General features: G+C 68.1%; 17 protein-coding genes, 1 tRNA gene and 1 pseudogene. 5 read left to right on the top strand and 14 right to left on the bottom strand.

What is annotated here, in order from left to right; genetic code table 11:
* The first annotated feature begins 149 nt into the window (after positions 1-149).
* On the top strand, positions 150-851 hold the full coding sequence (gene ctrA, locus ACFSOX_RS06920) for a response regulator transcription factor CtrA (RefSeq protein ID WP_111359911.1): 702 nt from the start codon (positions 150-152) through the stop codon (positions 849-851).
* Positions 852-1,261: 410 nt separating this feature from the next.
* Here the strand turns inward: ctrA and ACFSOX_RS06915 are convergent, their stop codons facing one another.
* The 4 genes from ACFSOX_RS06915 to flhA all read right to left on the bottom strand — a co-directional run bounded on the left by ACFSOX_RS06915 (position 1,262) and on the right by flhA (position 7,441).
* A complete protein-coding gene (locus ACFSOX_RS06915; protein ID WP_378477063.1) occupies positions 1,262-1,468 on the bottom strand; it encodes a hypothetical protein in 207 nt (68 codons plus the stop codon).
* Between the two features lie 504 nt (positions 1,469-1,972).
* Positions 1,973-3,328 (bottom strand): dihydroorotase, encoded by a 1,356-nt coding sequence (locus tag ACFSOX_RS06910; protein WP_378477062.1) that lies wholly within the window; start codon positions 3,326-3,328, stop codon positions 1,973-1,975.
* A gap of 168 nt (positions 3,329-3,496) precedes the next feature.
* Entirely contained in the window at positions 3,497-5,131 is a 1,635-nt protein-coding gene (locus ACFSOX_RS06905) for an ABC transporter substrate-binding protein (RefSeq protein ID WP_378477061.1), read from the bottom strand.
* Positions 5,132-5,326: 195 nt separating this feature from the next.
* A complete protein-coding gene (gene flhA, locus ACFSOX_RS06900) occupies positions 5,327-7,441 on the bottom strand; it encodes a flagellar biosynthesis protein FlhA (RefSeq protein ID WP_378477060.1) in 2,115 nt (704 codons plus the stop codon).
* A 291-nt stretch (positions 7,442-7,732) separates the two neighbouring features.
* Here flhA and ACFSOX_RS06895 point away from each other — a divergent pair, with 291 nt between their 5' ends.
* The 3 genes and pseudogenes from ACFSOX_RS06895 to ACFSOX_RS06885 all read left to right on the top strand — a co-directional run.
* Positions 7,733-8,623: a Spy/CpxP family protein refolding chaperone gene (locus tag ACFSOX_RS06895; protein WP_378477059.1), complete on the top strand. Its 891-nt coding sequence runs from the start codon at positions 7,733-7,735 to the stop codon at positions 8,621-8,623.
* Positions 8,624-9,012: 389 nt separating this feature from the next.
* Positions 9,013-9,088: transfer RNA gene (locus ACFSOX_RS06890), tRNA-Lys, on the top strand.
* 338 nt (positions 9,089-9,426) lie between these two features.
* A pseudogene (locus ACFSOX_RS06885) lies at positions 9,427-9,684 on the top strand (transposase); the annotation flags it as partial.
* Positions 9,685-9,878: 194 nt separating this feature from the next.
* On the opposite strand, the gene fabI reads toward ACFSOX_RS06885, so the two are convergent.
* The 10 genes from fabI to ACFSOX_RS06835 form a co-directional block, all read right to left on the bottom strand.
* On the bottom strand, positions 9,879-10,706 hold the full coding sequence (fabI, locus tag ACFSOX_RS06880) for an enoyl-ACP reductase FabI (protein ID WP_378477058.1): 828 nt from the start codon (positions 10,704-10,706) through the stop codon (positions 9,879-9,881).
* 77 nt (positions 10,707-10,783) lie between these two features.
* Positions 10,784-11,959, bottom strand: a complete 1,176-nt coding sequence (locus ACFSOX_RS06875; protein WP_378477057.1) for an acetyl-CoA C-acetyltransferase — start codon at positions 11,957-11,959, stop codon at positions 10,784-10,786.
* A gap of 99 nt (positions 11,960-12,058) precedes the next feature.
* Positions 12,059-12,844: an enoyl-CoA hydratase-related protein gene (locus tag ACFSOX_RS06870; RefSeq protein ID WP_378477056.1), complete on the bottom strand. Its 786-nt coding sequence runs from the start codon at positions 12,842-12,844 to the stop codon at positions 12,059-12,061.
* Positions 12,845-12,866: 22 nt separating this feature from the next.
* Positions 12,867-13,727 (bottom strand): 3-hydroxybutyryl-CoA dehydrogenase, encoded by an 861-nt coding sequence (locus ACFSOX_RS06865; RefSeq protein WP_378477055.1) that lies wholly within the window; start codon positions 13,725-13,727, stop codon positions 12,867-12,869.
* 436 nt (positions 13,728-14,163) lie between these two features.
* A complete protein-coding gene (locus ACFSOX_RS06860) occupies positions 14,164-14,631 on the bottom strand; it encodes a MaoC/PaaZ C-terminal domain-containing protein (protein ID WP_378477054.1) in 468 nt (155 codons plus the stop codon).
* 29 nt (positions 14,632-14,660) lie between these two features.
* Positions 14,661-16,286, bottom strand: coding sequence for a LytTR family transcriptional regulator DNA-binding domain-containing protein (locus tag ACFSOX_RS06855; protein WP_378477053.1), 1,626 nt, complete (start codon positions 16,284-16,286; stop codon positions 14,661-14,663).
* A 300-nt stretch (positions 16,287-16,586) separates the two neighbouring features.
* The gene (locus ACFSOX_RS06850; protein WP_378477052.1) at positions 16,587-17,255 is read right to left on the bottom strand and encodes a 3-oxoacid CoA-transferase subunit B; all 669 of its coding nucleotides are present in this window, start codon (positions 17,253-17,255) and stop codon (positions 16,587-16,589) included.
* An 18-nt stretch (positions 17,256-17,273) separates the two neighbouring features.
* The gene (locus ACFSOX_RS06845; RefSeq protein ID WP_378477051.1) at positions 17,274-18,008 is read right to left on the bottom strand and encodes a CoA transferase subunit A; all 735 of its coding nucleotides are present in this window, start codon (positions 18,006-18,008) and stop codon (positions 17,274-17,276) included.
* A gap of 99 nt (positions 18,009-18,107) precedes the next feature.
* A complete protein-coding gene (locus ACFSOX_RS06840) occupies positions 18,108-18,710 on the bottom strand; it encodes an acetate uptake transporter (RefSeq protein ID WP_378477050.1) in 603 nt (200 codons plus the stop codon).
* A gap of 541 nt (positions 18,711-19,251) precedes the next feature.
* Entirely contained in the window at positions 19,252-21,021 is a 1,770-nt protein-coding gene (locus ACFSOX_RS06835) for a winged helix-turn-helix domain-containing protein (RefSeq protein ID WP_378477049.1), read from the bottom strand.
* Between the two features lie 258 nt (positions 21,022-21,279).
* Here ACFSOX_RS06835 and ACFSOX_RS06830 point away from each other — a divergent pair, with 258 nt between their 5' ends.
* Positions 21,280-24,072, top strand: coding sequence for an autotransporter outer membrane beta-barrel domain-containing protein (locus ACFSOX_RS06830; RefSeq protein ID WP_378477048.1), 2,793 nt, complete (start codon positions 21,280-21,282; stop codon positions 24,070-24,072).
* Positions 24,073-24,125: the final 53 nt, after the last annotated feature.

Below are 24,125 nucleotides of genomic sequence, written 5' to 3'. Positions count from 1 at the left end.
AATTGCCCAGTGGTGTCTTGCGCTGGGGAATCAGACTTTGTTAAGGATTGGCCGTTAACCTTTCGAATCAGTTGGGTCCCGAGGCGTCAGAGTTGGCCGGCAGTGCGGCGGGCCGCCCTCAATCCGACGCGGCATGGAAGGGGACTGGCATGCGCGTTCTCCTGATCGAAGACGACAGCGCGACTGCGCAATCCATCGAGTTGATGCTGAAGTCGGAGAGCTTCAACGTCTACACGACCGATCTGGGCGAAGAGGGCGTCGATCTCGGCAAGCTCTACGACTACGACATCATTCTGCTTGACCTCAACCTGCCGGACATGTCGGGCTTCGAGGTGCTGCGGGCGCTGCGGGTGTCCAAGGTCAAGACGCCGATCCTGATCCTGTCCGGCCTCGCCGGCATCGAGGACAAGGTGAAGGGGCTCGGCTTCGGCGCCGACGACTACATGACCAAGCCGTTCCACAAGGACGAGCTGGTGGCGCGGATCCACGCGATCGTGCGCCGGTCGAAGGGCCACGCCCAGTCGGTCATCCAGACCGGTGACCTGATCGTCAATCTCGACACCAAGACCGTGGAGGTCGGCGGCCAGCGGGTGCATCTGACCGGCAAGGAGTACCAGATGCTGGAGCTCCTCAGCCTGCGCAAGGGCACGACGCTCACCAAGGAGATGTTCCTCAACCATCTCTACGGCGGCATGGACGAGCCCGAGCTGAAGATCATCGACGTGTTCATCTGCAAGCTGCGCAAGAAGCTGGCGAACGCGTCGCAGGGCCGCAACTACATCGAGACCGTCTGGGGCCGCGGCTATGTTCTCCGCGAGCCGTCCGACGACGAGGCCCGCATCGCCATCTGACCCTGATCGACCAAGGGTCGCCGGCCCGGCCGGCGACCGACCTGACCGGGCTCTGCCGATCCGCTCCGTCGGTCCGTCCTTGCCGATCGCGTCGATTTCCGTCCCAGCTGTTCGGCGTTGTCCGTGAGCCGTGGGCTCTCCTCCCGAACTCGGACGTCTTCCGACCCCCGCCGCGAATGGCGGGGTTTTTGTTTTCGCGCCACGTGATTTCGGCATCGTGCCCTGGCGGCAAGCCTCTCGTGCCGATCGCTCTGGGTCTCGGTTCGCGTCGCCGGTCGACGCGCCCGGGACACGAGGAGGCGCCCGCCAACGCAAAACGGCCGGGGCGGGGCCCGGCCGTTTGCGACGTCTGGAGGTTCGACGTGACTGGCGTTCGGCGGGGCAATCGCCGAGGCCAGGAGGAAAACCGATCAGCGCACCAGGGTGCGCGCGTCCGTGGTGGAGACCATGACCTTGCCGGCCTTGATCGGGGTCGCGGCGACTCCGTAGGCGCGGGTGTCGTCCACCGCGTGCGCCGTGATGCCGATCACCATGATGGCGATCGAGGCGATCAGCGCGAGCACGACGACCTTCAGGTGGGTGACTCGGTCGGCAGTGGCGAGCGACGCGTTGTTCATGTGACCCCTCCCATCGAACGTGTCCGTTGGTCGCCGGCGATCGGGGCTCGGTTCAATCCACCTCTGTCGGTCGGGAACGCGTGTTCGGTCACGAACCCGTGTTCATCCCGGACGTGGCGTGGAAACCGAAAATCCCCGTGCAGCGCACCATCCCCTGCCGCAACAACCGATACGGGCCCGGAAGGTTTCCCCTCCGGTCGCTCACGTTGTCGTGATCGGCGACCCGAGGCAGACTATAAATCTCTTGTTCTTAGAACGATTTACAAAATTCACCAGGATTTTAATCAACTCCCCCGAAAGCGGCCTGAGGTGCTGCGGTAATGTTCCGCGCCGGATGCGGCCCGGCTGGTCGCCCACGATCAAACCCGAGCGACCAAGCCCCACGGTCCCCGTCCCGTATCCTCACGCCGTGACGATCGATGCCCTCAACTCGGTGAAAACGTTTTCACCAAGTCCGAGGCGCCATCGCCGATCCGCGCTGGTTCCGCCTCGAGGACCGACACGTCACCCCATCCCGGCCGGTACGTTGAGACAGCGGGCGGGGCGGGCCGCGGTGTCGTCGTAGGCGCCGTTCTCGGCCACCACGGCGCCGGCCACGATGGTCGCCACCGGCCAGCCCTTCAGCCGCATCCCCTCGTAGATACAGTGGCCCTTGCCCTGGTGGGTGACGGTCTTTTCGAGATCGAGGTCGACCAGCACGAGGTCGGCGTCGGCGCCGACCTGCAGGGTGCCCTTCCTCGGCGCGAGGCCGAAGCGGCGGGCCGGATTGAACGAATTGATCTCGACCAGCCGGGTGAGCGGCACACCGCGCGCGTGGTGGCCGAAATGCAGCATCAGCGGCAGCTCCCACTGGAAGCCGACCGCGCCGGGCGACTCGGTCCATAGATCGACGCCCGTCTTGGGCCGGAACGGCACATGGTCGGTGCCGATCGAGAAGATGCCGCCGTCGGCGACGCCGCGCCACAGCGCCTCCTGCTCGTCCTTGGTGCGCAAAGGCGGGCAGATCTTCGCCTTCATGTCGAGATCGGGATCGTAGGAGGTGCGGGTGAGGTAATGCGGGCAGGTCTCGATCGTGACGTCGACACCGCGGGCGCGGGCCTCGACGCCGAGCCTCACGCCGGCCCCGATGGTGGTGTGCACGACATGCAGCGGGCAGCCGGTCAGCTCGGAAAAGAAGATCATTCGGCGGATCGTCTCCTCCTCGACGAAGCCCGGCCGCGATTCCTGATAGGCGCCGAGATCCTGCCGGCCGGTCGGGCGGAGCTCGCGCTCCAGCCAGGTGCCGACCGCCGTGTTTTCGCAATGGACGTTGATGACGCCGCCGGGGATCGTCACCAGCGCCCGCATGGCCCCGAAAATCCAGCCGTCGGTCGCCGGGACGATGCCGATGGCGTTGTCGGGCTCGTAGCCGAAATAGAACTTGTAGGAGGTGACGCCCGTGTCGGCCGTGATCTGCGCCAGCCGGTGGACGTCCTCCTCGCGCTGGATGATGAAATGGAAGCCCCAGTCGATCGCCGAGCGGGTCTCGATCTGCCGGCACTTCTCGCGGAAGAAGCCGAGATGGTCGGCCGTGACCAGCGGCGTGTAGTCGAGCGCCGAGGTGACGCCGCCGACCGCCGCGGGCGGTGTCTCGGTGGCGAGATCCTCGTCGTAGGGATAGTGGAAGCCGAGATGGCAGTGGGTGTCGATCACGCCGGGCATCAGCACCCGGCCTTCGGCATCGATCACCCGCGTGGCATCCGGCAGCATCGCGTTCGCGCCCAGCATCGCGATCGTGCCGTCCACGACGGCGACGCCGCCGAAGAACTCGCCGTCGTGGCGCACGACGCGCGCATTGCGCACGACGAGATCCGTTTTCATCAGATCGTCTCCCGGGTCTCGATGCGGCTCATGCCAGTGGCCGCGAATTCAGACTCGTCGTGCCCGGCCTCGTGCCGGGCATCCACGTGTTTGATGTTGCTCTGAAGCAGTGCCGTGGATGGCCGGGACAGGCCCGGCCATGACCACGTCCGGCGCTCGGAGCCGGGATCACCCCATCGCGACCGGCGTAAAATCGGCGAACCAGTTCTGCGGCTGCACGAAGCCCTTCAGCTTGGCCGACATGGCGCGCGGATTGCGGTCGTGCACGACCATCAGGGCCACGGCGTCGTCGACCAGCAGTGCGTGCGCCTCGGCCATCGCCTGGTCGCGGGCCGCGACGTCGCGGGCGAGCTGCGCGGTCTTGAAGGCGGCGTCGACGGCCGGGTTCGCGTAGTGGCCCCAGTTGGTGCCGCGCGGCGACACCAATGCGGAGTCGAAGCAGCGGACGAAACCGCTGGTCGGATCCTGGGTCGGTAGCGACAGGTTGAGCCCGACCGGATTGTCGGCCGGCGGCTTGGCGCCGTTGCGATAGGCCGTGAACAGCGTGATGAAGTCGACCACCTGATACTCGACCACGATGCCGACCTCGGCGAGGCTCTGCTGGATCGCCTCGTTCATGGGCAGGGGCTGCATCTGGCCGCCGCCCGAGTTGGCGATCAGAATCTTGGCCCGCGCCGGCTTGCCGGCGCCGTAGCCCGCCTCGGCGAGCAGCGTTTTCGCCGCCTGCGGATCATGCTTCAGCACGAAGCCGGGCTTGCCGAACCACGGCGAGGTGCGCGGCACCAGGCCCTCGGCCGCGATCGCCGTGCCGTTGAGCATCTCGACGATGCCGGCGCGGTCGATCGCGAGATTGGCGGCCCGGCGCACCCGCTTGTCGGCGAAGGCCGAGCCTGGCAGCACCGAGAGATACCAGATCCAGGTGTGCGGATAGACGTTCTGGGTCACGGTGAAGCCGGCGCCCTTCAGGCTCGGGATCGTGTCGGGCGGCACCGACTCGATGAAGTCCACCTGACCGGCGCGCAGCGCCGACACGCGGGCCGTGCCGTCCGGGATCGGTACCAGCACGAGCGTCGCGCTCTTGGCCAGCCGCGGCTTGTCCCAATACGCATCGTTGCGAGCGAGTTCGAGGCGCACGCGCGGCTCGAGCCTGACGACCTTGAACGGCCCGGTGCCGGCGGGCTCGGCCGCGAACTTCATCCAGTCGTTGCCGAGTGCGGCGTAGCGGGCCGGGCTCGCGAACAACAGGAACGTGAGCTGATAGGGCAGCAGCGAGTCCTCGGCATGGGTGAGGATCGCGATCGTCGTCGCGTCGATCTTCTCGGCGCCCTTGACGCTCGGCAGGCGGCCCCGGATCCCGAGCGCGCGCTGGGCGAGATACTGCGGCGCCTTGTCGTCGAACACCGAGGCGAAGTTCCACACGGCGGCGTCGGCGTCGAACGGCGTGCCGTCGTGGAAGGTCACGCCGGGCCGCAGCTTGACGATCCAGCGGGTGCGGTCGGCCGGGTCCATGCTCCAGGATTCGGCGAGGCCCGGCACCAGGGTCGAGGGCTTGTCGGCACTGGACAGATCCCATGCGACCAGCGCGTCGAACACCGTGTAGCCGCCGAAGCGCAGGCCCTCGAAGCCGCCGTCCGGCCCGGCCCACAACCGCGGGACGTCGCCGAGCGACATCGCGATCGTCACCTTGGCGGCCGTCTGTGCCGCCGCGCCGTGCAGCGTGCCGAGCACGCCGGCAGCGGCACCGCCGATCAGGACGTGACGGCGCGTGAGCGCGGAGGCGCGGGCGTGCGCATGGTCGATCATGGGAACCTCCAAAGACAGCGGCGGAGCGGGGGTGTCCGGACCGGCAGGGGGTGGGGGGATCGGGCCAGAGGTGGCTCGACCGTGGCCGCCTTGCATAGCAAGTGCCGTGCCGGACATGGCCGTTGCGCCGAACGCCGAAGCGCCCCGGACGGGCCGCGTCCGGGGCGCTTCGAAGACCGCTTGACGTCCGGAGGATCAGATGCTGCCCACCGTGCGCAGCCGGGCGCGCGGGTGAATCTCGGATTGCGAGAGCACTGGCGTCTGGGCGCGGAAGCGCTCGACGATCGAGCGCACGAACGGCCGGATGCCCGGCGAGGTGACCAGCACGGGCGCCTCGCCCATGCGAGCCGCCTCCTCGAACCGCTCGCGCACCAGCGTGATGAACTCGGACAGCCGCGACGGCTGCATGGCGAGCTGGCGGTCGTCGCCCTGGCCGACGATCGATTCGGCGAAGGCCTGCTCCCACCGGGCCGAGAGCGCGATCAGCGGCAGGTGGCCGGCCGGCGTCGTGTACTGGGCGCAGATCTGGCGGGCGAGGCGGCTCCTCACATGCTCGACCAGCACGTTGGGGCTGCGCGTGAACGACAGCGCGTCGGCGACGCCTTCCAGGATGGTGCCGAGGTCGCGGATCGAGATGCGCTCGGTGAGCAGGAGCTGCAGCACCCGCTGGATGCCCGTGATGGTGATCTGCCCGGGCACGATCTCCTTGACGAGCTCGCCCTGCTCCTTGGGCAGCTCGCGCAGCAGCTTCTGTACCTCGGCGTAGGAGAGCAGCTCGGAGATGTTCGCCTTGAGCTGTTCGGTCAGATGCGTCGCCAGCACGGTCGCGGCGTCGACCACGGTGTAGCCTTTGACCGCCGCCTCCTCCTTCAGGCTCGCGTCGATCCAGGTGGCGGGCAGGCCGAACGTCGGCTCGGTGGTGTGCATGCCGGGCAGGTTCACCTGGCCACCCATCGGGTCCATCGCCATGTACTGCCCCGGCCAGACCCGCCCGGTACCGCCCTCGACCTCCTTGATCTTGATGACGTAGCTGTTGGCGTCGAGCTGCACGTTGTCGAGGATGCGCACCGCGGGCATCACGAAGCCCATGTCCATGGCGAGCGACCGGCGCAGCGCCTTGATCTGCTCGGTGAGACGATCGCTGCCGTCCGGCGAGTTGACCAGCGGCAGCAGCGCGTAGCCGAGTTCGATCTTGAGGTCGTCGATCTTCAGCGCGGCCGAGATCGGCTCCTCGGCCGGCGCCGCGGCGGCGGCCGCCGCCGAGGTGGTCGTGGCGACCTGCACCTCGTCCTTGGCGCGCTTGTCGATCACGTAGGCGAGCGCGCCGGCGCCGCCGCCGAGCAGGAAGAAGGGCAGCATCGGGATGCCGGGCAGCAGCCCCATGGCGATCATCACGGCGGCCGACATGCCGAGCGCCTTCGGATAGCCGGAGAGCTGGCGGAGCAGCACCTTGTCGGCGGCCTCCGAGAGGCCCGCCTTGGACACCAGCAGGCCGGCGGCGGTCGACACGATCAGGGCCGGGATCTGGGTGACGAGGCCGTCGCCGACGGTGAGCAGCGTGTAGGTGCGGCCGGCCTCGGCGAACGAGATGCCCTGCTGGGCGATGCCGATGATGATGCCGCCGATGATGTTGATGAAGACGACCAGCAGGCCCGCGATGGCGTCGCCGCGCACGAATTTCGAGGCACCGTCCATGGCGCCGTAGAACGAGCTCTCGTCCTCGAGGTTCTTGCGGCGGGTGCGCGCCTCCTTCTCGTCGATCAGGCCGGCCGAGAGGTCGGCGTCGATCGCCATCTGCTTGCCCGGCATGGCGTCGAGGTTGAAGCGCGCCGCCACCTCGGCGATGCGGCCCGAGCCCTTCGTGATCACCACGAAGTTCACGATCACCAGGATCGTGAACACGATGATGCCGATGACGAAGTTGCCACCCATCACGAAGTTGCCGAACGCCTCGATGACGTGGCCGGCGGCGGCCGTGCCCTCGTGGCCGTGCGACAGGATCAGGCGGGTCGAGGCGAGGTTCAGCGACAGCCGCAGCATCGTCGACATCAGGAGCACGGTCGGGAAGACCGAGAACTCCAGCGGCTTGTGGATGAACAGCGCCGTCATCAGGATCAGCACCGAGGTGATGATCGAGACCGCGAGCGCGAAATCGAGCAGCAGCGGCGGCAGCGGCAGGATGAGGACGACCAGGATGGTCATCACGCCGACGGCGAGCGCGATGTCGCCCGACCTCAGCGTGTCGCCGATCTCGCGCAGGCTCGGGAACTTGAACCCCGATCCGCCTTGACCCGCCGCAATGTCCGACATGACCTCAGCCCCGCGCACGCGCTCCGGCGAAAAAGCCGGCCCTCGGCAAAATTTGCCGGGTTCATGGTTACCGACTGGTTAACGCGGGCGTTTATTCGGGACTTTGCAGGGGATTACGGGCGGGCGTGGCGGCGGGGTGGCCCTGCGTCGCCGCCGCTCCGCCCCGGCGCCGACAAATGCGCATGGCGAAACCGTGGCCGACATTGCCGTCTCGTAATTCTTACCCAAGTTTAACTTGCCGGTTTCGAGGGCGAATACTAGCGTTCGCATAGTAATCGACGGGAGGCGGTCATGTGGAAGTCACTCCTCGCCGGCACGGCCGCGCTCGCGCTGGCGGGAACCGGGCTCTCTCTGGCCCAGCAGGGACCGGGCACTCCGACACCGCCGGCCCAGACGGTGCCCGCCCAATCCGCGCCGGCCCAGACGGCCCCGCAGGGCCGGGTCGGGTCCGGTGCGACGAGCGACATCCAGGCGTATCGCGACGCCCGCATCGCGGCGCTGCGGGCCGGCCTCGCGCTCACCCCCGAGCAGGAGAAGGCCTGGCCGGCCTTCGAGCGCGCCTGGCGGGCGTTCATGGAAGAGCGGGCCGCCGCCCGCGACGAGTTTCGCGATCCGATGCGCGAGCGCCGGGCCGACCGGGATCGCAGCGAGCGGGACCGCGGCGAGCGCGACGATCCGCTCGACCGGCTGCAGCGCTTCGCCGACCGGGCGAGCCGGCGGGCCGCCGCCCTGAAAAATCTGGCCGACGCCACGGCACCGCTGGTGAACGGGCTCGACGACGCGCAGAAGCGCCGCTTCTGGTCGCTCGCCCGGCCGTTCGGGTCCGGCTTCGCCGGCCGAGAAGGCTTCGCCGGCCGAGAGGGCTTCGCCGGGCGCGACGGCCACGGCCCGCACGGTGGTCCCGGCTGGCACCATGACGGCCGCCGGCACGATCGGTTCCACGACCACGGCCGTTACGGCTTCCGTGGCCCCGACCGGTGGCGCGACGGCGGCGACGGTTTCGGGCGCGGCTACGACCGGTATGGCCACGGTCGCGGCGACGGCTACGGCTACGGCCGGAACGACTGGCGCGACGGCCGCGGCTGGCGCGAAGGTCGCCGCGACGACGACCGCCGCGGCGACGGCCCGTTCCGCCGCCCAGACGATCGGCGTCCGCTCGGCCCGATGGAGGAGCGGCTCTGATCCGAGCCGAGTGGCAGGGTCGGTCGACGGTCGACCGGTTCCGCCAGCAGACCAAGGAGATACGGACAAGCCTCGGACGCCCCATCCCGAGGCTCGCTTAGAGGCCCGGCGTCGCACCCCGATGCCTCCCCCCAGCCCCCCAGCGACGGCAGGGCCTCGAAGGCCGCCGGGTTTCGGCCCGGCGGCCGACGCCTTTCATCGGGCCGGGCCGGCTCCGGGCGAGGCGCCGAGTGCATCGGGCCGGGCAGGGCGCGTGATCCCGACATCGGCGAAAATCGCAGCAAAACGTGGCTCCGACCGGGACGCATCCGGCGCATGCACATTTTGTGACGCGACGCGGTGGACACGGCCGGCAGCGTTTGCTACAGACGCGCGCCGCCAAGGCGTGCGGGCGCATAGCTCAGTTGGTAGAGCAGCTGACTCTTAATCAGCGGGTCCAAGGTTCGAGTCCTTGTGCGCCCACCACCGCACTCCACTTTATTCGTGCTTACCAGAGCTGTACCCGCAGGTCCGCCTCAGGGTGAGGTTTTCGTGCCACGGGTGGACGCACGAAACTGTAGCCTTTCGCGGCCGAGGGTGACTCTACGATGGCGTGGTGGGGTCGTGGACGCTGTGCGCGACGAGGAGCACCGTCCAGGAAATTCACAACCCAAGAAAGCTACAACCCAGGAAATTCACAACCCGAGTCCGGGTTCGCTCATGGGGCGAACGCGGTGGTGCTCCGCGGGCCCACGAGGGGCGGATCCATGAAATTGTCGGCGGCGTGAGAGGGGTGTGATTCACGGTTTCCGAGCGAAGCCGCGATGAACCGAGATCGCTTCTGGCTGACCGACGCGCAGTTCGAGCGCATCCGTCCGCGTCTGGCGACCGACACGCGCCGCAAGCCGCGAGCGGACGACCGTCGGCTGATCAGCATCGCGCATGGTCTCAAATCCGGCGGCCGATGGGTCGACGCGCCGGCCGTCTACGGACCGCGCAAGACGCTCCACAATCGCTTCGTCCGATGGGCCGAGAAGGGCATTTGGAAGAGGCTCCTTCAGGCCCCGGCTGCGGCGGGCGGCTGACGCCGCCGTTCCGTCGGGCGCCGCACTGCCGCGGCCGGTCACGTCTCGGGGGGGACCATCGGAGGCGTTCTGGTCGACCACGTCTCCGATGATCACCGGCGCGAAGCGTCGGCCCTGCCGCACGGCTCTCGAAGGGCTTGTCGATCCCGGCCGATCGCCGACCGGCGGAGCGCTCCCCTCGGATGGCGGGATCAGGCGATGTTGTGGAGGCCGGCGTCGACGAAGATCGTGTCACCGGTCATGCCGGACGCGCCACCACCGACGAGAAAGGCGACGGTGCGTCCGATCTCCGCGATGTCGACGAGGCGTCCGGCCGGGCTTCTCGCGACGGCGTCGGCGACGAGATCGTCGAACGCGGCGATGCCGCTCGCTGCACGAGTCTTCAGCGGTCCGGGCGAGACCGCATACACCCGGATGCCGGCCTCGCCCAGTTCGGCCGCGAGATAGCGTGTGGTCGACTGCAGGGCCGACTTCACCGGACCCATCATGTTGTAGTTGCTGACGACCTTGTCGGCCCCGTAATAGCTCATCGTCACCATGACGCCGCCGTCGCTCATCAACGGTTCGGCGAGGCGCGCCATCTCGATGAAGGAATAGCACGACACCCGCATCGCCTGCTGGAATCCGGAAAGCGAGCAGTCGATCACCCGACCGTGCAGATCGTCGCGCGGCGCGTAGGCGATCGAGTGGACGATGAAGTCGAGTCGGCCCCACTCCGCGCGAATACGCTCGAAGACGGCCTCCATCTCGCCCGGCCGCTCGACGTCGAGCGGCATCAGCAGGCTCGCACCGATCTGCTCGGCGAGCGGGCGGACGTACTTCTCGGCCTTCTCGTTGAGATGGGTCAGCGCGAGCTCGGCGCCGAAGGCGCGCAGCTTGGCGGCGCAGCCGAACGCGATGCTCTGTTCGTTCGCGACACCGACCACCAGTCCGCGCTTGCCGGCCAGCATTTCGCCGATTCGACTGTCGGGGTTCCAGACCTTCGGCAGTGGATCGATCGGCTTCGTTGCACTCGTCATGACTCGTTCCTTTCTTTCCTCGAAATCCTCGGGGGAGAGAGACGCGCGGCGCACCGCGCACCTTTCGAATCGGCGCATCAGCGCTCGAGGCACACGGCGATGCCCATGCCGCCGCCGATGCAGAGGGTGGCGAGACCCTTCTTCGCGTCGCGCCGGCGCATCTCGTGGAGCAACGTGACGAGGATGCGGGCGCCGGAGGCGCCGATCGGATGACCGAGAGCGATGGCGCCGCCGTTGACGTTCACCTTGTCGACGTCGAAGCCGAGATCGCGGTTGACCGCGCAGGCCTGGGCCGCGAACGCCTCGTTGGCCTCGACCAGGTCGAGATCGCCCGCGGTCCAGCCGGCGCGCTTCAGGGCCAGACGCGAGGCCGGGATCGGACCGGTGCCCATGATCCTGGGATCGACGCCGGCATGACCCCACGAGGCGATGCGGGCGAGCGGGGTCTTGCCCGCTTTCGCCGCCCGGCTCGCCCGCATCAGCAGCAGCGCGGCGGCGCCGTCGTTGATGCCGGAGGCGTTGCCGGCCGTCACCGTGCCGTCCTTGTCGAAAGTCGGGCGCAGCTTGGCGAGCGCCTCGAGCGTCGTGCCGTGCTTGGGGTGCTCGTCGGTGTCGACGACGACGTCACCCTTGCGAGACTTGACCGTGACCGGAACGATCTCGTCCGCGAACGTGCCGGCCTTCTGTGCGGCCTCCGCCTTGGCCTGCGACCGGCAGGCGAACTCGTCCTGCATCCGCCGCGAGATCTCCCACTGCTTGGCGACGTTCTCGGCGGTGTTGCCCATGTGATAGCCGTTGAAGATCTCCCACAGCCCGTCACGGACCATCGTGTCGAGCATCTCGAGATTGCCCATCTTCGTTCCGGCGCGCAGATGGGCGCAGTGCGGCGCGAGGCTCATCGATTCCTGCCCGCCGGCGACCACGACGTCCGAAGCGCCGGTCGCTATCGCCTGATAGGCGAGCACGACCGAGCGCAGACCCGAGCCGCACACCTGATTGATGCACGTGGCCGGGCTCTCGACCGGAATGCCGGCGCTGATGGCGGCCTGACGCGGCGGGTTCTGGCCCTGCCCTGCGGTGAGAACCTGCCCGAAGATCACTTCGGAGACCTGATCGGGCGCGACACCGGCGCGTGCGAGCGCGGCCGCGATGGCGACCCCGCCGAGCACGTGCGCCGGAACGCCGGCGAAGGCCCCGTTGAACGCGCCGATGGGCGTGCGCGCGGCCGATACGATGACGATGTCGTCCGTCATTTGGAGAAGTCCTTGATCAATGCTCCCGGATGCGACGTGGCGTCGGGACCGGTCGCGGCGTGCGCCCTCGCTTCGGGGAACACGGGAGAAACAGGGGTGTCAGCGGGTGCCGTAGACGGGCTTGCGCTTCTCGACGAAGGCGGTCATGCCTTCCTTCTGGTCGGGAGCCGCGAAGCAAAGGCCGAACAGCTCGGCCTCGTAGGCGATGGCGGATCCGAGATCGACCTTCATCCCCTCGTTGGCCGCGGCCTTGCAGTAGCCGACGGCGACCGGGCTGCGCGAGGCGATCTTCGCGGCCATCGCGAGCGCCTCCTCGAGCGCCCGACCGACCGGGACGACCTTGTTGACGAGACCGATCCGGAACGCTTCGGCGGCGTCGATGACATCGGCCGTGAAGAGCAGCTCCTTGGCGCGGCCCGTCCCGACGAGACGCGGCAGCCTCTGGGATCCGCCGAAGCCCGGCGTGATGCCGAGACTGCTTTCCGGCTGCCCGAAGCGGGCGTTCTCGGCGGCGATGCGGATGTCGCAGGCCATCGCCAGCTCGCACCCTCCACCGAGCGCGAAGCCGTTGACGGCGGCGATCACCGGCTGCGGCAGGGACTCGATGGCGGCGAAGACCTTCTGACCGAACTTTCCCCAGTTGCGCGCTTCCGTCGCCGACATCGCCTGCATCTCGGTGATGTCGGCACCGGCGACGAAGGCCTTCTCGCCGCAGCCGGTGAAGATCACCACCTGAACCGACGTGTCTTCGGCCAGGGTGCCGACCACCTTCGACAGCTCGGCGAGGGTGGCGGCGTTCAGCGCATTGAGCGCTTTCGGCCGGTCGATCGCGACGATGGCGATACCGTCCCGGTGCTCGACCAGGATATTCTCGTAGGTGTTCATGGGAACGCTCTTCGGAGGCGGATCACTTGGCGGCGTAGTCGTAGAAACCCTTGCCGGACTTGCGGCCGAGCCACCCGGCGGCGACGTACTTCTTCAACAGCGGACAGGGCCGATACTTGGGATCGCCGAAGCCCTCGTGGAGGGTGTTCATGATGGCGAGGACGGTGTCGTTGCCGATCAGGTCGGACAAGGCGAGCGGACCCATCGGGTGGTTGAATCCGAGCCTGGCGACGTTGTCGATGTCTTCGACGCTCGCCACGCCCTCCGACAGCGCGTAGACGGCCTCGTTGATCATCGGGATCATGATGCGGTTGCCGCAGAATCCCGATGCGTCGCTGACCTTCACCGTCGTCTTGCCGAGGCGGGTGACGAGCTCGTCCACCGCCGCGAAGGTCTGCGGCGACGTCGCCAGGCCGCTGATCACCTCGACCAGCTTCATCACCGGCGCCGGATTGAAGAAATGCAAGCCGATGAACTGCGCCGGCCGCCCGGTGAAGGCGGCCAGAGCGGTGATCGGCAGCGAAGAGGTGTTGCTGGACAGGATGGTGTGCTCGGGGCAGAGCGCGTCGAGAGTCGTGAAGATGTCCTTCTTGATCGCCGGGTTCTCGCTCGCCGCCTCGATCACCAGATCGACCGTCGTCGCCTCGGCATCGAGCTCGATCACGCCGGTGATGCGGCCCAGCACCGCGGCCTTCTCGTCCGCCGTCATCTTGCCTTTGTCGACGTTGCGGCCGAGAGCCTTGTCGATGCCGGCGAGACCCTTCTCGACGAGCCCGTGCTCGACGTCGCGCAGAACGACCGGGATTCCGGCCTGGGCGACGACCTGGGCGATGCCGCTTCCCATCTGGCCGGCGCCGATGACCAAGACGCGGTTGATTGGCATGTCTTTCCTCTTTCTGAACTCGGTGTTGAACGGGCCGTACGAGAGTTCGGAGGAATCGGATCGTCGCCGCGCCGGCTGCCCGGCGGTTCTCGGCGAGGTCCGGCGTCACGGTCGATTCGGGGGGCTCGATCGCGGTCGCCCGCTCTCTCGGATGGCGGATTGTCGACCCGCGGCGAGAGTCTCGGGTGACGAAAACGACCGGGCGTCCTTATTCGCTCCTGAAGCGGCGAATATCGCCGACCGGCGGACAGCGGGGGACACCGGCTGCGACGGCGGAAGACCGCATTCGGCAGACCGGGCGACGGAGCGACGAAAGGCCGGGTCGGATGCGGCGCGGCGCCGCGCGTCGGACGGCACGCGCCGTCATCGCGGTCGCCGCGCCGCCATGTCGTGACGGCACGGCCGCTTCGTCCGCGACGTGCCGAAGGGAAATCGGTCAGAACTGGACGTAGAGGCCGGCCACGGGCGTCTCGAGCCGCTTGTCGGCCGGCGCCTCGACGACCGCGAGTCCGGTGAAGGCGGTGTCGCCCTTCTGATTGATGCCGTTGCACTCGAAGGTCACCATCCTGTCGGCGGGCTCGAGCCCGACGACCGTGATCGTGACCGTCAACGTATCGCCCAGCATCACCGGTGCGGCGAATTCGATGATCTGCTTCTTGTAGACGGTGCCTGGGCCGGGAAGTTCGTTGCCGAGAAGCGCCGAGACCAGCGCGGCACCCCACATCCCGTGGCCCCTCACCCGCCGCTCTCGGGAGTCCCGCTCGAGATCGTCGTAATGGGTGGGGTTGGCATCGCCGGTCAAGACCCCGAACAGATAGATGTCTTCGACGGTCAGCGTCCGCGTGAGCTTCGCCGATTGTCCGACCCTGATTTCGTCGAACGTCTTGTTCTCGACGACGACCATGTGACTGCTTCCGCTGCTCATCCTGCTCGTCAGTCGAACTCGAAATATTTCTTCAGATGCTTGACGAAGACCCGGCTCACGGGAATCTCCGTCTTCGTCGTGCTTCTCAAGGTCAACAGGTATCCTCGATTGAACCAATTCGTGAGATACTCGATCTTGTTCATGTTGACGATGTAGTTTCGATGGCATCTCATGAACTGGCTTCCGTCGAGCTTTTCTTCCAGCTCGCTGAGGGTCGAGCGGATGGAATGCTGCCGTCCGTCCTCGGTCTGGACGAAGACGAGTCGATCCTTGGCGAAGAAGAGCTGAATGTCCTGATTGTCGATGACCTTCAGCCGGCCGGCGTGGTGGAAGCAGAATTTCTTGGGATAGTCGCGGCGCTGCTCCGGCCGTTCCGTGCCGTGGTCGAGGGTGCGCTTGCCGATGCCGGCTGCATCGCCACCTCGCATCTTCTCGACGGCGCGGTGGATGTCCATCTGCTTCAGGATGTAGTCGACGTTCTCGACCTTGATCAGGATCAGCATCCGGACGTTGCCCCAGAGGCGCCCTTTGATGAAGATCGGTGACGAGACGTCTTTCAGAATCTGGGTGCGGTCACCCAGCCTGCGGCGAAAGACCGTCACAAGGAAGGGCTTGGTCGATCTGGCGATGCGCGCCGAGATGCGGTCGCGGTGGCGGATGCGATATCGCGAATGGGTGGCGTTCCACGCCGGGTCGTTGGTCGGCGGGTGCGAGAACTTGAGATTGTTGACCGGCATGTAGGCATTGCGGTCGGTGATCGTGCAGAGGACCACGTCCGGAGCCATGGTCGAGAGGGGTTCGCAGATCGGCGGGATCAGCTTCTCGATCAGTGGGAGCCAGCGTGTCGTGTATTTCGGCGGCTCGATGTCGGGCATCTGCACATAGTCTTCGTCGAACAGCGTCTCGAGGTCGATCTCGTCGTCGTCGAGGGCCTCCTCCAGCGCCGCCGAGATGGTCTTCGCGGTCTCGATGACCACCTCGATGAACGGCGTGTCGGCGGTTTCCACCCCGCTCGCGAGGATGGTGTAGTAGAGCTCGGCTCCGAGATCGGAAAGCTGCAGGCACTGATTGGAGACGTTCTTCGAATCCTCCTTCGTCTCCAGCTCGGCGTCGTTCAGCTGGGCGACGTCCTCGAGGATCTCCTCGCAGTGCTCGCGGTTTCGGGCGGTCGACTCGGCGATGGACGCGGCGCGCCGCACCACCCGGTCACGCAGTCTGGCGACCTCGCCGAAGCCGTCCACCGCCCGCGCGATCTCGTCGAGAGCCCCCTTGATCGCCGGCAGGCGGTCCACGATCGTCGCGGTGTCCTCGATCAGGCCGATCGCTTCGCCGATGGAGCGCGTGGCCGCCGCCTGGACCTCGCTCATGCGGTCGGTGACGATGTTGGCCCCGACGAGGAGCTCGTGCGCCGAGGTGGCGATGCGGGTGTTGATCTCGGTCATGTCCTTGATCGACGAAGCCACCGCGCCGAGCAGTTCGGTCTGCTCGACGATCCGGTTGGTGATGTCCTCGACGTGACCGGTGATGTCCGCGGCGTTGATGACGACCTGATAGGAGGCGTCCGCCATGCTCTTGGCGAGGTTCAAATCGTTCGCACGAGAGCGCGTCTCACGATCCGGCAGCACTTGAAACATGGAGCACGTCCTTCTCGGGCCAGTTCACCTGGTCATTCGAACCTTGTTCCTCGCCAACGGAAGAGAGATTGGCGTACTTTCGACAAGTCATTGTGCATTCGTCGAAATCGATCGCAATCCGGCAAAGACCGGTTCCGCACCGGACGAGCGGGGGCGCAACCGGCCTTCGGAGTCACGGCACCACGACGCGGCGGTCGGGCGCCCGCACGCAACGGCAGACGCGCCCGGCACGGGGGGCCGGGCGCCGGGACGTTCGTTCCGCGTGTGCGGGCGACCCCGTGTCGTCGGGCGGGACGAGGCTCAGGCGTGCAACCGATACTCGCAGACGTCCTGCGAGACGACGAACTCGGCGTCGGTGATCTCCTTCAGTTCGTCGACCGTCAAGTTCGGGGCGATCTCCTTCAGGACGAGACCCGTCGACGTCACCTCGAAGACCGCCTTCTCCGTGATGATGGTCTTCAGCACGCCTTTGCCCGTGATCGGCAGCGTGCACTTCTTCAGAACCTTGGAGCGCCCCTTCTTGTCGGTGTGCTGGAGCACCGCGACCACCTTGCGGGCGCCTCCGACCAGATCCATGGCTCCCCCCATGCCGGGCGAGTACTTTCCGGGAGCGACGGGCATGGCCCAGTTGGCGATGCAGCCTTCCTGATCCACCTCCAGCGCGCCGAGAATGGTGGTGTCGACGTGACCGCCACGGATGATGCCGAACGACGTGGCGAGATCGAAGATCGACGCTCCCGGCAGCAGGGTGATCGGCTGCCCGCCGGCATTGGCGACGTCGCCGTCCTGCTGGCCGAGCGACGGGGTCGGTCCGAACATCAGGCAGCCGTTCTCGGACTGCAGAATGACGTTCACGCCTTCCGGAATGTGGTTGGCGACGGCGGTCGGCATGCCGAAGCCGAGATTGACGACCTCGCCGTCCGCCAGTTCGAGCGCTGCTCGCAGAGCAATGGCGTCCTTCGCTTCCATGACCTGAGCTCCTTTCTTCTACGCTGCCGTCGCGGGTGCCGCGAGGCGCCCGGTGCTCACCCAGAGGCGTTCGAAGACCGCTTGATGCTCGGCGAGCGAATGGCCTTGCACGACGGCATCGACGAAGAGGCAGGGGGTGCCGACGCGCGCCGGGTCGATATCGCCGACCTCGACGATCTCGTTGACCTCGGCCACGGTGAAATCCGCGGCCGTCGCGATCACCGGATTGCTGTTGAGGCTGACGCCGCGGTACTCGACATTGCCCATGGTGTCGGCGCGATAGCCGGCGATGAAGCCGTAGTCGGCGCGGAGCGGCACCTCGACCAGATAGGACTTGCCGTCGATCTCGAGCCGCTGCTTGCCGGCCTCCACCAGGGTTCCGAGACCGATCGGCGTCAACACCCCTCCCAGACCGGCGCCTGCGGCGCGAACCTTCTCGATCCAGGTTCCCATCGGGTAGAATTCGACGTCGAGGTCGCCGGCCTTCATCGCCTCGACGGCTTCCGGGCACGTGCCGGTATGGGCGGTGATGAACTTCCGGACCCGGCGATTCTTGAACAGCGGCGCCAGATCGAAACCGCCGCCGGGATAGGAATTGACCACCGAGACGACGGTCAGATCCGTCACGCCGCTGTCGACGATCTTCTCGATCGATCTGAGGGGAGAGCCGACGCCCAGAAATCCCCCGAACATGATGGTCGCGCCGTCCTTTATGCCGGCGATGACGTCGTCGAGTTGCCTGATTTTGCTCATGAGATGTCGTCCTTGTGGAAACGGAGTCGTCGGCGGGCCGCGACGTGGTCTCGAACCCGCGCCGTCGCCGGCGCGCGATCGCGGCGCGGCGTCACCGACTCAGAGGAGAGGCTTGCCCACGGGCAGCACGTCGCGCCCGAACATGTCGGCGAAGACGATGTGCGCCATCACGTACCAGACGCAGGCGACGGTCCCGAGCAACGAGACGGCGGACAGGGTCGTCAGCGCCGCGCCGCCGCCGAAGTGCTCGGCGACCAGCGCCACCAGCCCGACCATCAGGGTGGCGAAGGCCGCGAACAGCACCTTGCTGGTGCGCATCGAGGCGATCGTCATGATCCCGCTGTACAGCGTCCAGCCGACCAGAAACCAGCCGACATCGGTCTTGCTGGCGGGAAACAGGCCGTACTTGCCGGCGACGACGATGCCGCAGAAGGACAGCCAGAAGCAGCCGAAGCTGGTGAACACCGTGTAGCCGAAGTTGTTGCCGTTCCTGTGCTCGTGAAGACCGACCACCACCTGGGCGGCACCACCGTAGAAGACCCCCAGCCACAGCACCGGACCCATGCCGACGATCCCCAGCGCATGCAGCTGCAGCAAAAGCGTGGTCATCCCGAAGGCGGCGAGCCCGACGGCAGCCGGATTGCCCAACTTGGGAGCGGCCGCGACGAGTTGCCGAGACGGAGTTTCGTTCAGTTGCGTCATCAGGTTTCATCCCTTCTTGTAATTTCCCTGCCGGAAGCGGTCCGTCGGATGCGACAGCGGACAGGGGCCGGCGATGGTGCAGGCGCAAGCCGCCCTGCCCCCCGGAGATCCCCTCGGGATCGCGTCGGGAAGCTCACCTGCGACTGCTCGTGCGGAGGTTTAGGGTGGGATGTCGGAGATCGAGCCGGAAAAACGACCAGACGGACAAATGGGCGGCTGAAGAGCCCATAACGGCCACGGCCCGGTTCGGTTCGGCCGGATCCAGGACGCCGAGACGGTCCGCCGCAGCGTCTTCGACCCGGACAACCGGAACCATCGCCACGCCGGACTCGGCCCGATGACGCCGGACCAAGGCCGCTCCGGTCAGGCCGACGATATCCAGGCGTCCGCGAAGCGCCGCGAAGCCATCGACGGGACGAACGGATCGCGGTTCCTGAAGACTTCGTAGTTGCAGAGAAGGCGTGGAACGGCGGCGGCGAACCGGACGACGGGTCGGGCGACGGTCACGTCCGTCGGTGGACGTCACCGGCCGTTTCCAGGGTCACTGCTCGGGCAGGCCGGCCGCGACCATCAGCGTGATCAGACGGGTCGCACCCTCGACGAACAGCGGGCTGGCGTTGCGGGTCGGCGGCGCGACGGTCTTCGCCGTCGTGCCGGGCCGCAGCCGCAGGCCCTCCTGCATGGCCGCGCGCGCCTCGTCGGTCCGCCCCGCCTGCTGCAAGGCCGCGGCGAGCAGCATGTGCGAGCGCCCGGTTCCCGGCGTGATGGCGATCGACTGCTCGATCCACGGCACGGCATCGTCGCCGCGGCCGAGCATCAGCTGCGCCCAGCCGGCGCCGAGCCGCCACGTCCAGCGCGACACCGCCGGTGTGTCGAACTGGTCGGCCTGCCGGAAGGTCGCCAGCGCATCCTCGAAACGGCCGAGATGGAGCTGGCCGAGACCGATCAGATAGAGCGCGAGCCCGTTCCACGGATCGAGGCTCGCGGCCCGGGCGCAGCTCACCAGGCTCTCGACGAAACGATTGGTGGCGCTGAGGAAGCGGCACTGCGTCTCGAGCACCGCGATCGCGTTCGGCTTGGCCGCGAGGGCGCGCTCCAGCGCCGCGCCGGCCTGCGCCTCGGCGGCCGCCGCCTCGTCCGGGGTGTACCAGACCATCTGGATGCCGCGCATCTGCAGCGCCGCCAGCGCGACGGCGAGATCGACATTGTCGGGCTCGGCGGCGAGCGCGCCCTCGAGCATGGTCTGCGCCATGCCGAACCGCTCGCGCGACGTCTGGTTGATCGCGGCGGTGGCCTGCTCGATGACGACCTTGGTGCGGCCGGCGCTCGCGGCCGCGCTTTGCGATCCGGCCTCCAGGCTCTCGTTGAGCCGGCGCGCCAGCGGGTGGCCGACGCCGGCGGCGAGCCGCGACTGCTGGAGCTGCGGGTCGGGCATGTGGGCGTCGACCGAAACGGTCGCGACCGCCTGGATCTCGCCGGTCGCGGGGCGGATCAAGCGGGCGCGCAGAACCCACGATCGCCCGGCGCGCTGCAGCTCGCCGCGCAGCTCGTAGTCGGACGACGCCCGGGAAAGCGCGGCCGGCTCGGCGCGCGAGGCGCTCTCGGCGACGCGCGGCGCCACCACCCGGATGGTGTCGATGTGGGCGAAGCCGTCGGTCAGCCGCGCCGTGACGTCGGCGGCGACGCCGGCGCCGCGCGGATCGCCGCTGGCGTCGACGATCGCCGTCACGGCGAGCGTCGGCGGCGCCCGCCGGACCACGAGGTCGGGCCGGATGACCTGCGGGATGACTTGCGTGGCCGCGGCGAGCGCGACGACGGCACCGACCGCGACCCCGGCGGCGACGGCCGCCGGCCGGCGCAGGCGGGTCTTGGCCGGCGGCGTCTGGGCTCGTCCGGATGGACGATCGGCCGCCGGCTCCGGCGTGCCCCCCGTCGTGGGCGCGACCTCCGGGAGGGTCGGCTCGGCCGGCGCGGGCGCTGCCGGGCGAAGCGCCGGGGCGTCCGCCGCGACCGTCACCTCGGCCGTGAACAGGTAGCCGCGGCCGGAGACGAGCTTGACGGTCTGGCGGGTGTCGTCGCCGAGCGCCGCACGAATCTCGCGAATGCACTGGAAGAGATTGTCGTCGCCGACATGGACGTCGGGCCAGACCGCCTCCATCAGCTCCTGCTTGCGCAGAACCCGGCCGGCATTCTGAACGAGCAGCCGGAGAATCTCGAAAGTCTTCGGGCGCAGCTTCACGACCCCGGCATCGGGGCGATGCAGCTCGGCCCGGTCGAGATCCAGTCGACAGCCGCAAAAGTAAAGCATCATCCTACCGCAGGAGCCTCGTTGCTCTCCGACGCCGCGCCGGGATACCGGACAGAGTGTGCCTCGACGGTAACGACGGCGCCCTGAAAGCGCAAATTTCAGGGAAATTTCAGAATCGCATCCGCGCCGTTTCAGGACATCGCCGTTGCCGTTTCCCACCATTGCGCCAGCCGCCGGGCCTTCCCGGAGGCCGAACGAAGGTCCGCCCTGTCCCCGGTCCGGGGCGGCGTGGCCCGGGATGGCGAACGGGGAGGCCGGGCGGTGACCGAGATCGAACAACAGAAGGAGCGGCGGCGGCGCGTGCGCGCCGCCTTGCTGACGTCGACCGCGCTGGTCGTCGCCGCCGCGTGGCCGGCCGGGCCGGCGCGGACCCAGAACGCGACCTGGCTCGCCAATCCGGGCTCGGACAATTACAGCAGCGGCGGCAACTGGAGCACGGGCAGCGTGCCGACCGGCACGGCCTATTTCGACACGTCCGCCGTCACCGCCCTGTCGGTCTCGGGCAACCTCTCGATCGGCGGCTGGACGTTCAACGGCGGGGCGAACGCCTACAACTTTTCGAACTTCTATATCCTCACCTACTACGGCGCGGGCATCGCCATCAGTGGCGGCAGCGCCACCATCACCAATTACGGCGTCCTGTATTTCACCAGCACCAGCACGGCCGGGGGCGCCACCATCACAAACGTTGGCGCGGTTTATTTTTACGATTCCGGCACGGCCGGCGGCGCCAGCATCACAAACGCCATCGGGGGCCTCGTGTATTTCGCGAACAGCAGCACGGCCGGCAGCGCCACCATCACAAACGACCATGTCCTGTATTTTCAGAACACCAGCACGGCCGGTAATGCCACCATCACCAACAATGGCGGCATCTCGTTCGATCAGTCCAGCACGGCCGGCAGCGCCACCATCACCATCAACGGCAGCGTGACGTTCCACGACAACGCCACGGCCGGAAATGCCGTCTTCACCAACAACGGCGGCCTCGCCTTCGAGCACTTCAGCACGGCCGGAAGCGCCACCATCACCAACAACGTCGGCGTGTTCTTCCTCGACAACAGCACGGCCGGTAATGCCGCCATCGTCAACACCGCCGGCGCCTCGGTCGATTTCTCGAGGTCGACGGGCCAAAACGGCGACGGCAAGCTCACCGCCGGCTCGATCGCCGGCGGCGGCATGTTCCATCTCGGCGCCGTCGAGCTGACGGTCGGCGGCAACGACCTGTCGACCCTCGTGAGCGGCGTGGTCGCCGATGGCGGCGTCGGCGGCGGCACCGGGGCCTCGCTCATCAAGGCCGGCACCGGCACGCTGACGCTTGCCGGCACCAACACCTACACGGGCGCGACCGTCGTGAACGGCGGCACGGTGAGCGTCGACGGCTCGATCGCCGCCTCCAGCGGCGTGACGGTGAACGCCGGCGCGACGCTCGGCGGCACCGGCATCGTGCCGACGACCACGATCGCCGGCGGCGCGACGCTGGCGCCCGGTAACTCCATCGGCACCCTCACGGTCGCCGGTGACCTGAACTTCGCGGCCGGCTCGATCTACCGGGTCGAGGTGTCGCCGAGCGCGGCCGACCGCACCGACGTCACCGGCGTCGCGACTCTCACGGGCGCGACCGTGCAGGCGGTGGCGCTACCGGGCAGTTTCCGCCCGCGGAGCTACACGATCCTCAACGCCGCCGGCGGCTTTGGCGGCACGCAATTCGCCGGCGTGTCCGTCGCCGTCAACTTCGGCTCCGGCGTGCGCAATCCGCATCTCGCTTACGACGCCACCAACGCCTATCTGGTGCTCGATCAGGACACGCTCCAGCTCCCCGCGGGCGCGAGCGGCAACCAGTCCAGTGTGGCCAGCGCCGTCAATCGCGCGGTGGAAGGGGGCGCGACGCCACCGGCGGGCTTCGACGTGCTCCTGAACATGAGTGGGCCGCAGCTCTCGACTGCGTTGAATCAGATCTCGGGTCAGCCCGGCGCCGCCGGCACGCAGGTGTCGCTCGGCGCCATGCAGCAGTTCGTCATGATGCTCGACCCGGTCTCGGGCGACGCCGGCAATCCGGGCGGCGAGCGTGGCGTCACAGCCTACGCACCCGAGGAGGCGGCGCTGCGCGATCCCGCCCTGCGCGCCGCCTATGCGGCCGTGACCCCGGCCGACGCGCGAACGTCGCAGCAGTTCGATCGCATCGGCGAACGCTGGGGCGTGTGGGCGTCCGGTTACGGCGGAACCAGCACCGTCAACGGCAGCGGCACGGTCGGCGCGAGCGCCACCACCAGCCGGGTCTACGGCACCGTCGTCGGCGCCGACCGCCGCGTCTCGCCGGACACGCGCATCGGCGTCGCGCTCGGCGGCGCCGGCTTCGACTTCGCGGTGGCGGAGGGGCTCGGCAGCGGCCGCGCCGACGTTTTCCAAGCCGGCGTCTACGGCCGCCACGTCGCCGGCCCGGTCTATCTTTCGGGCGCGCTCGCCTATGGCTGGCAGGACGTCGAGACCGAGCGCACCGTGTCGGTCGCGGGCTTCGACAAGCTTTCGGCACGCTACAAGGCGAGCACGCTGTCGGGGCGTGCCGAGACCGGCTGGCGCATCGCGCCGTGGCCGGACGCCGCGGTCGGGCTCGCGCCCTACGGCGCCCTGCAGGTGTCGCGCTTTCTGTTGCCCGGCTATCAGGAGAGCGCCGTCGCCGGCAGTAGCCAGTTCGCGCTCGCTTACGACTCGCAGACGACGACCAATCTGCGCAGCGAGCTCGGCGTCCGGCTCGACGCCGCCGTGCCGCTCGCTCACGGCCTGCTCGGCGACGGCCTGATCACGTTGCGGGGGCGGCTCGCCTGGGCGCACGACACGAACACGGAACGGCCCGTGACGGCGGCCTTCCAGATGCTGCCGGGTGCGACCTTCACGGTGAGCGGGGCACGGCCGGCGGCCGACTCGGCGCTCGCCACGGCCGGCGCCGAGATGCGCTGGCGCAACGGCGTCTCGCTCGCCGGCACGTTCGAGGGCGAGTTCTCCGACACCACCCGCACCTATGCCGGCAAGGGCACGCTGCGTTATGCGTGGTGACCACGAGGGCGCCGCCGCGGCGCCCATCCCGCATGCGCCGAACGATCGGACCT

Source organism: Rhodoplanes azumiensis (assembly GCF_042682915.1).
GTDB classification, from domain to species: Bacteria; Pseudomonadota; Alphaproteobacteria; order Rhizobiales; family Xanthobacteraceae; genus Rhodoplanes; species Rhodoplanes azumiensis.
The sequence above is the reverse complement of the archived record's forward strand: the minus strand, read 5'-3'. Positions and strand labels throughout refer to the sequence as shown.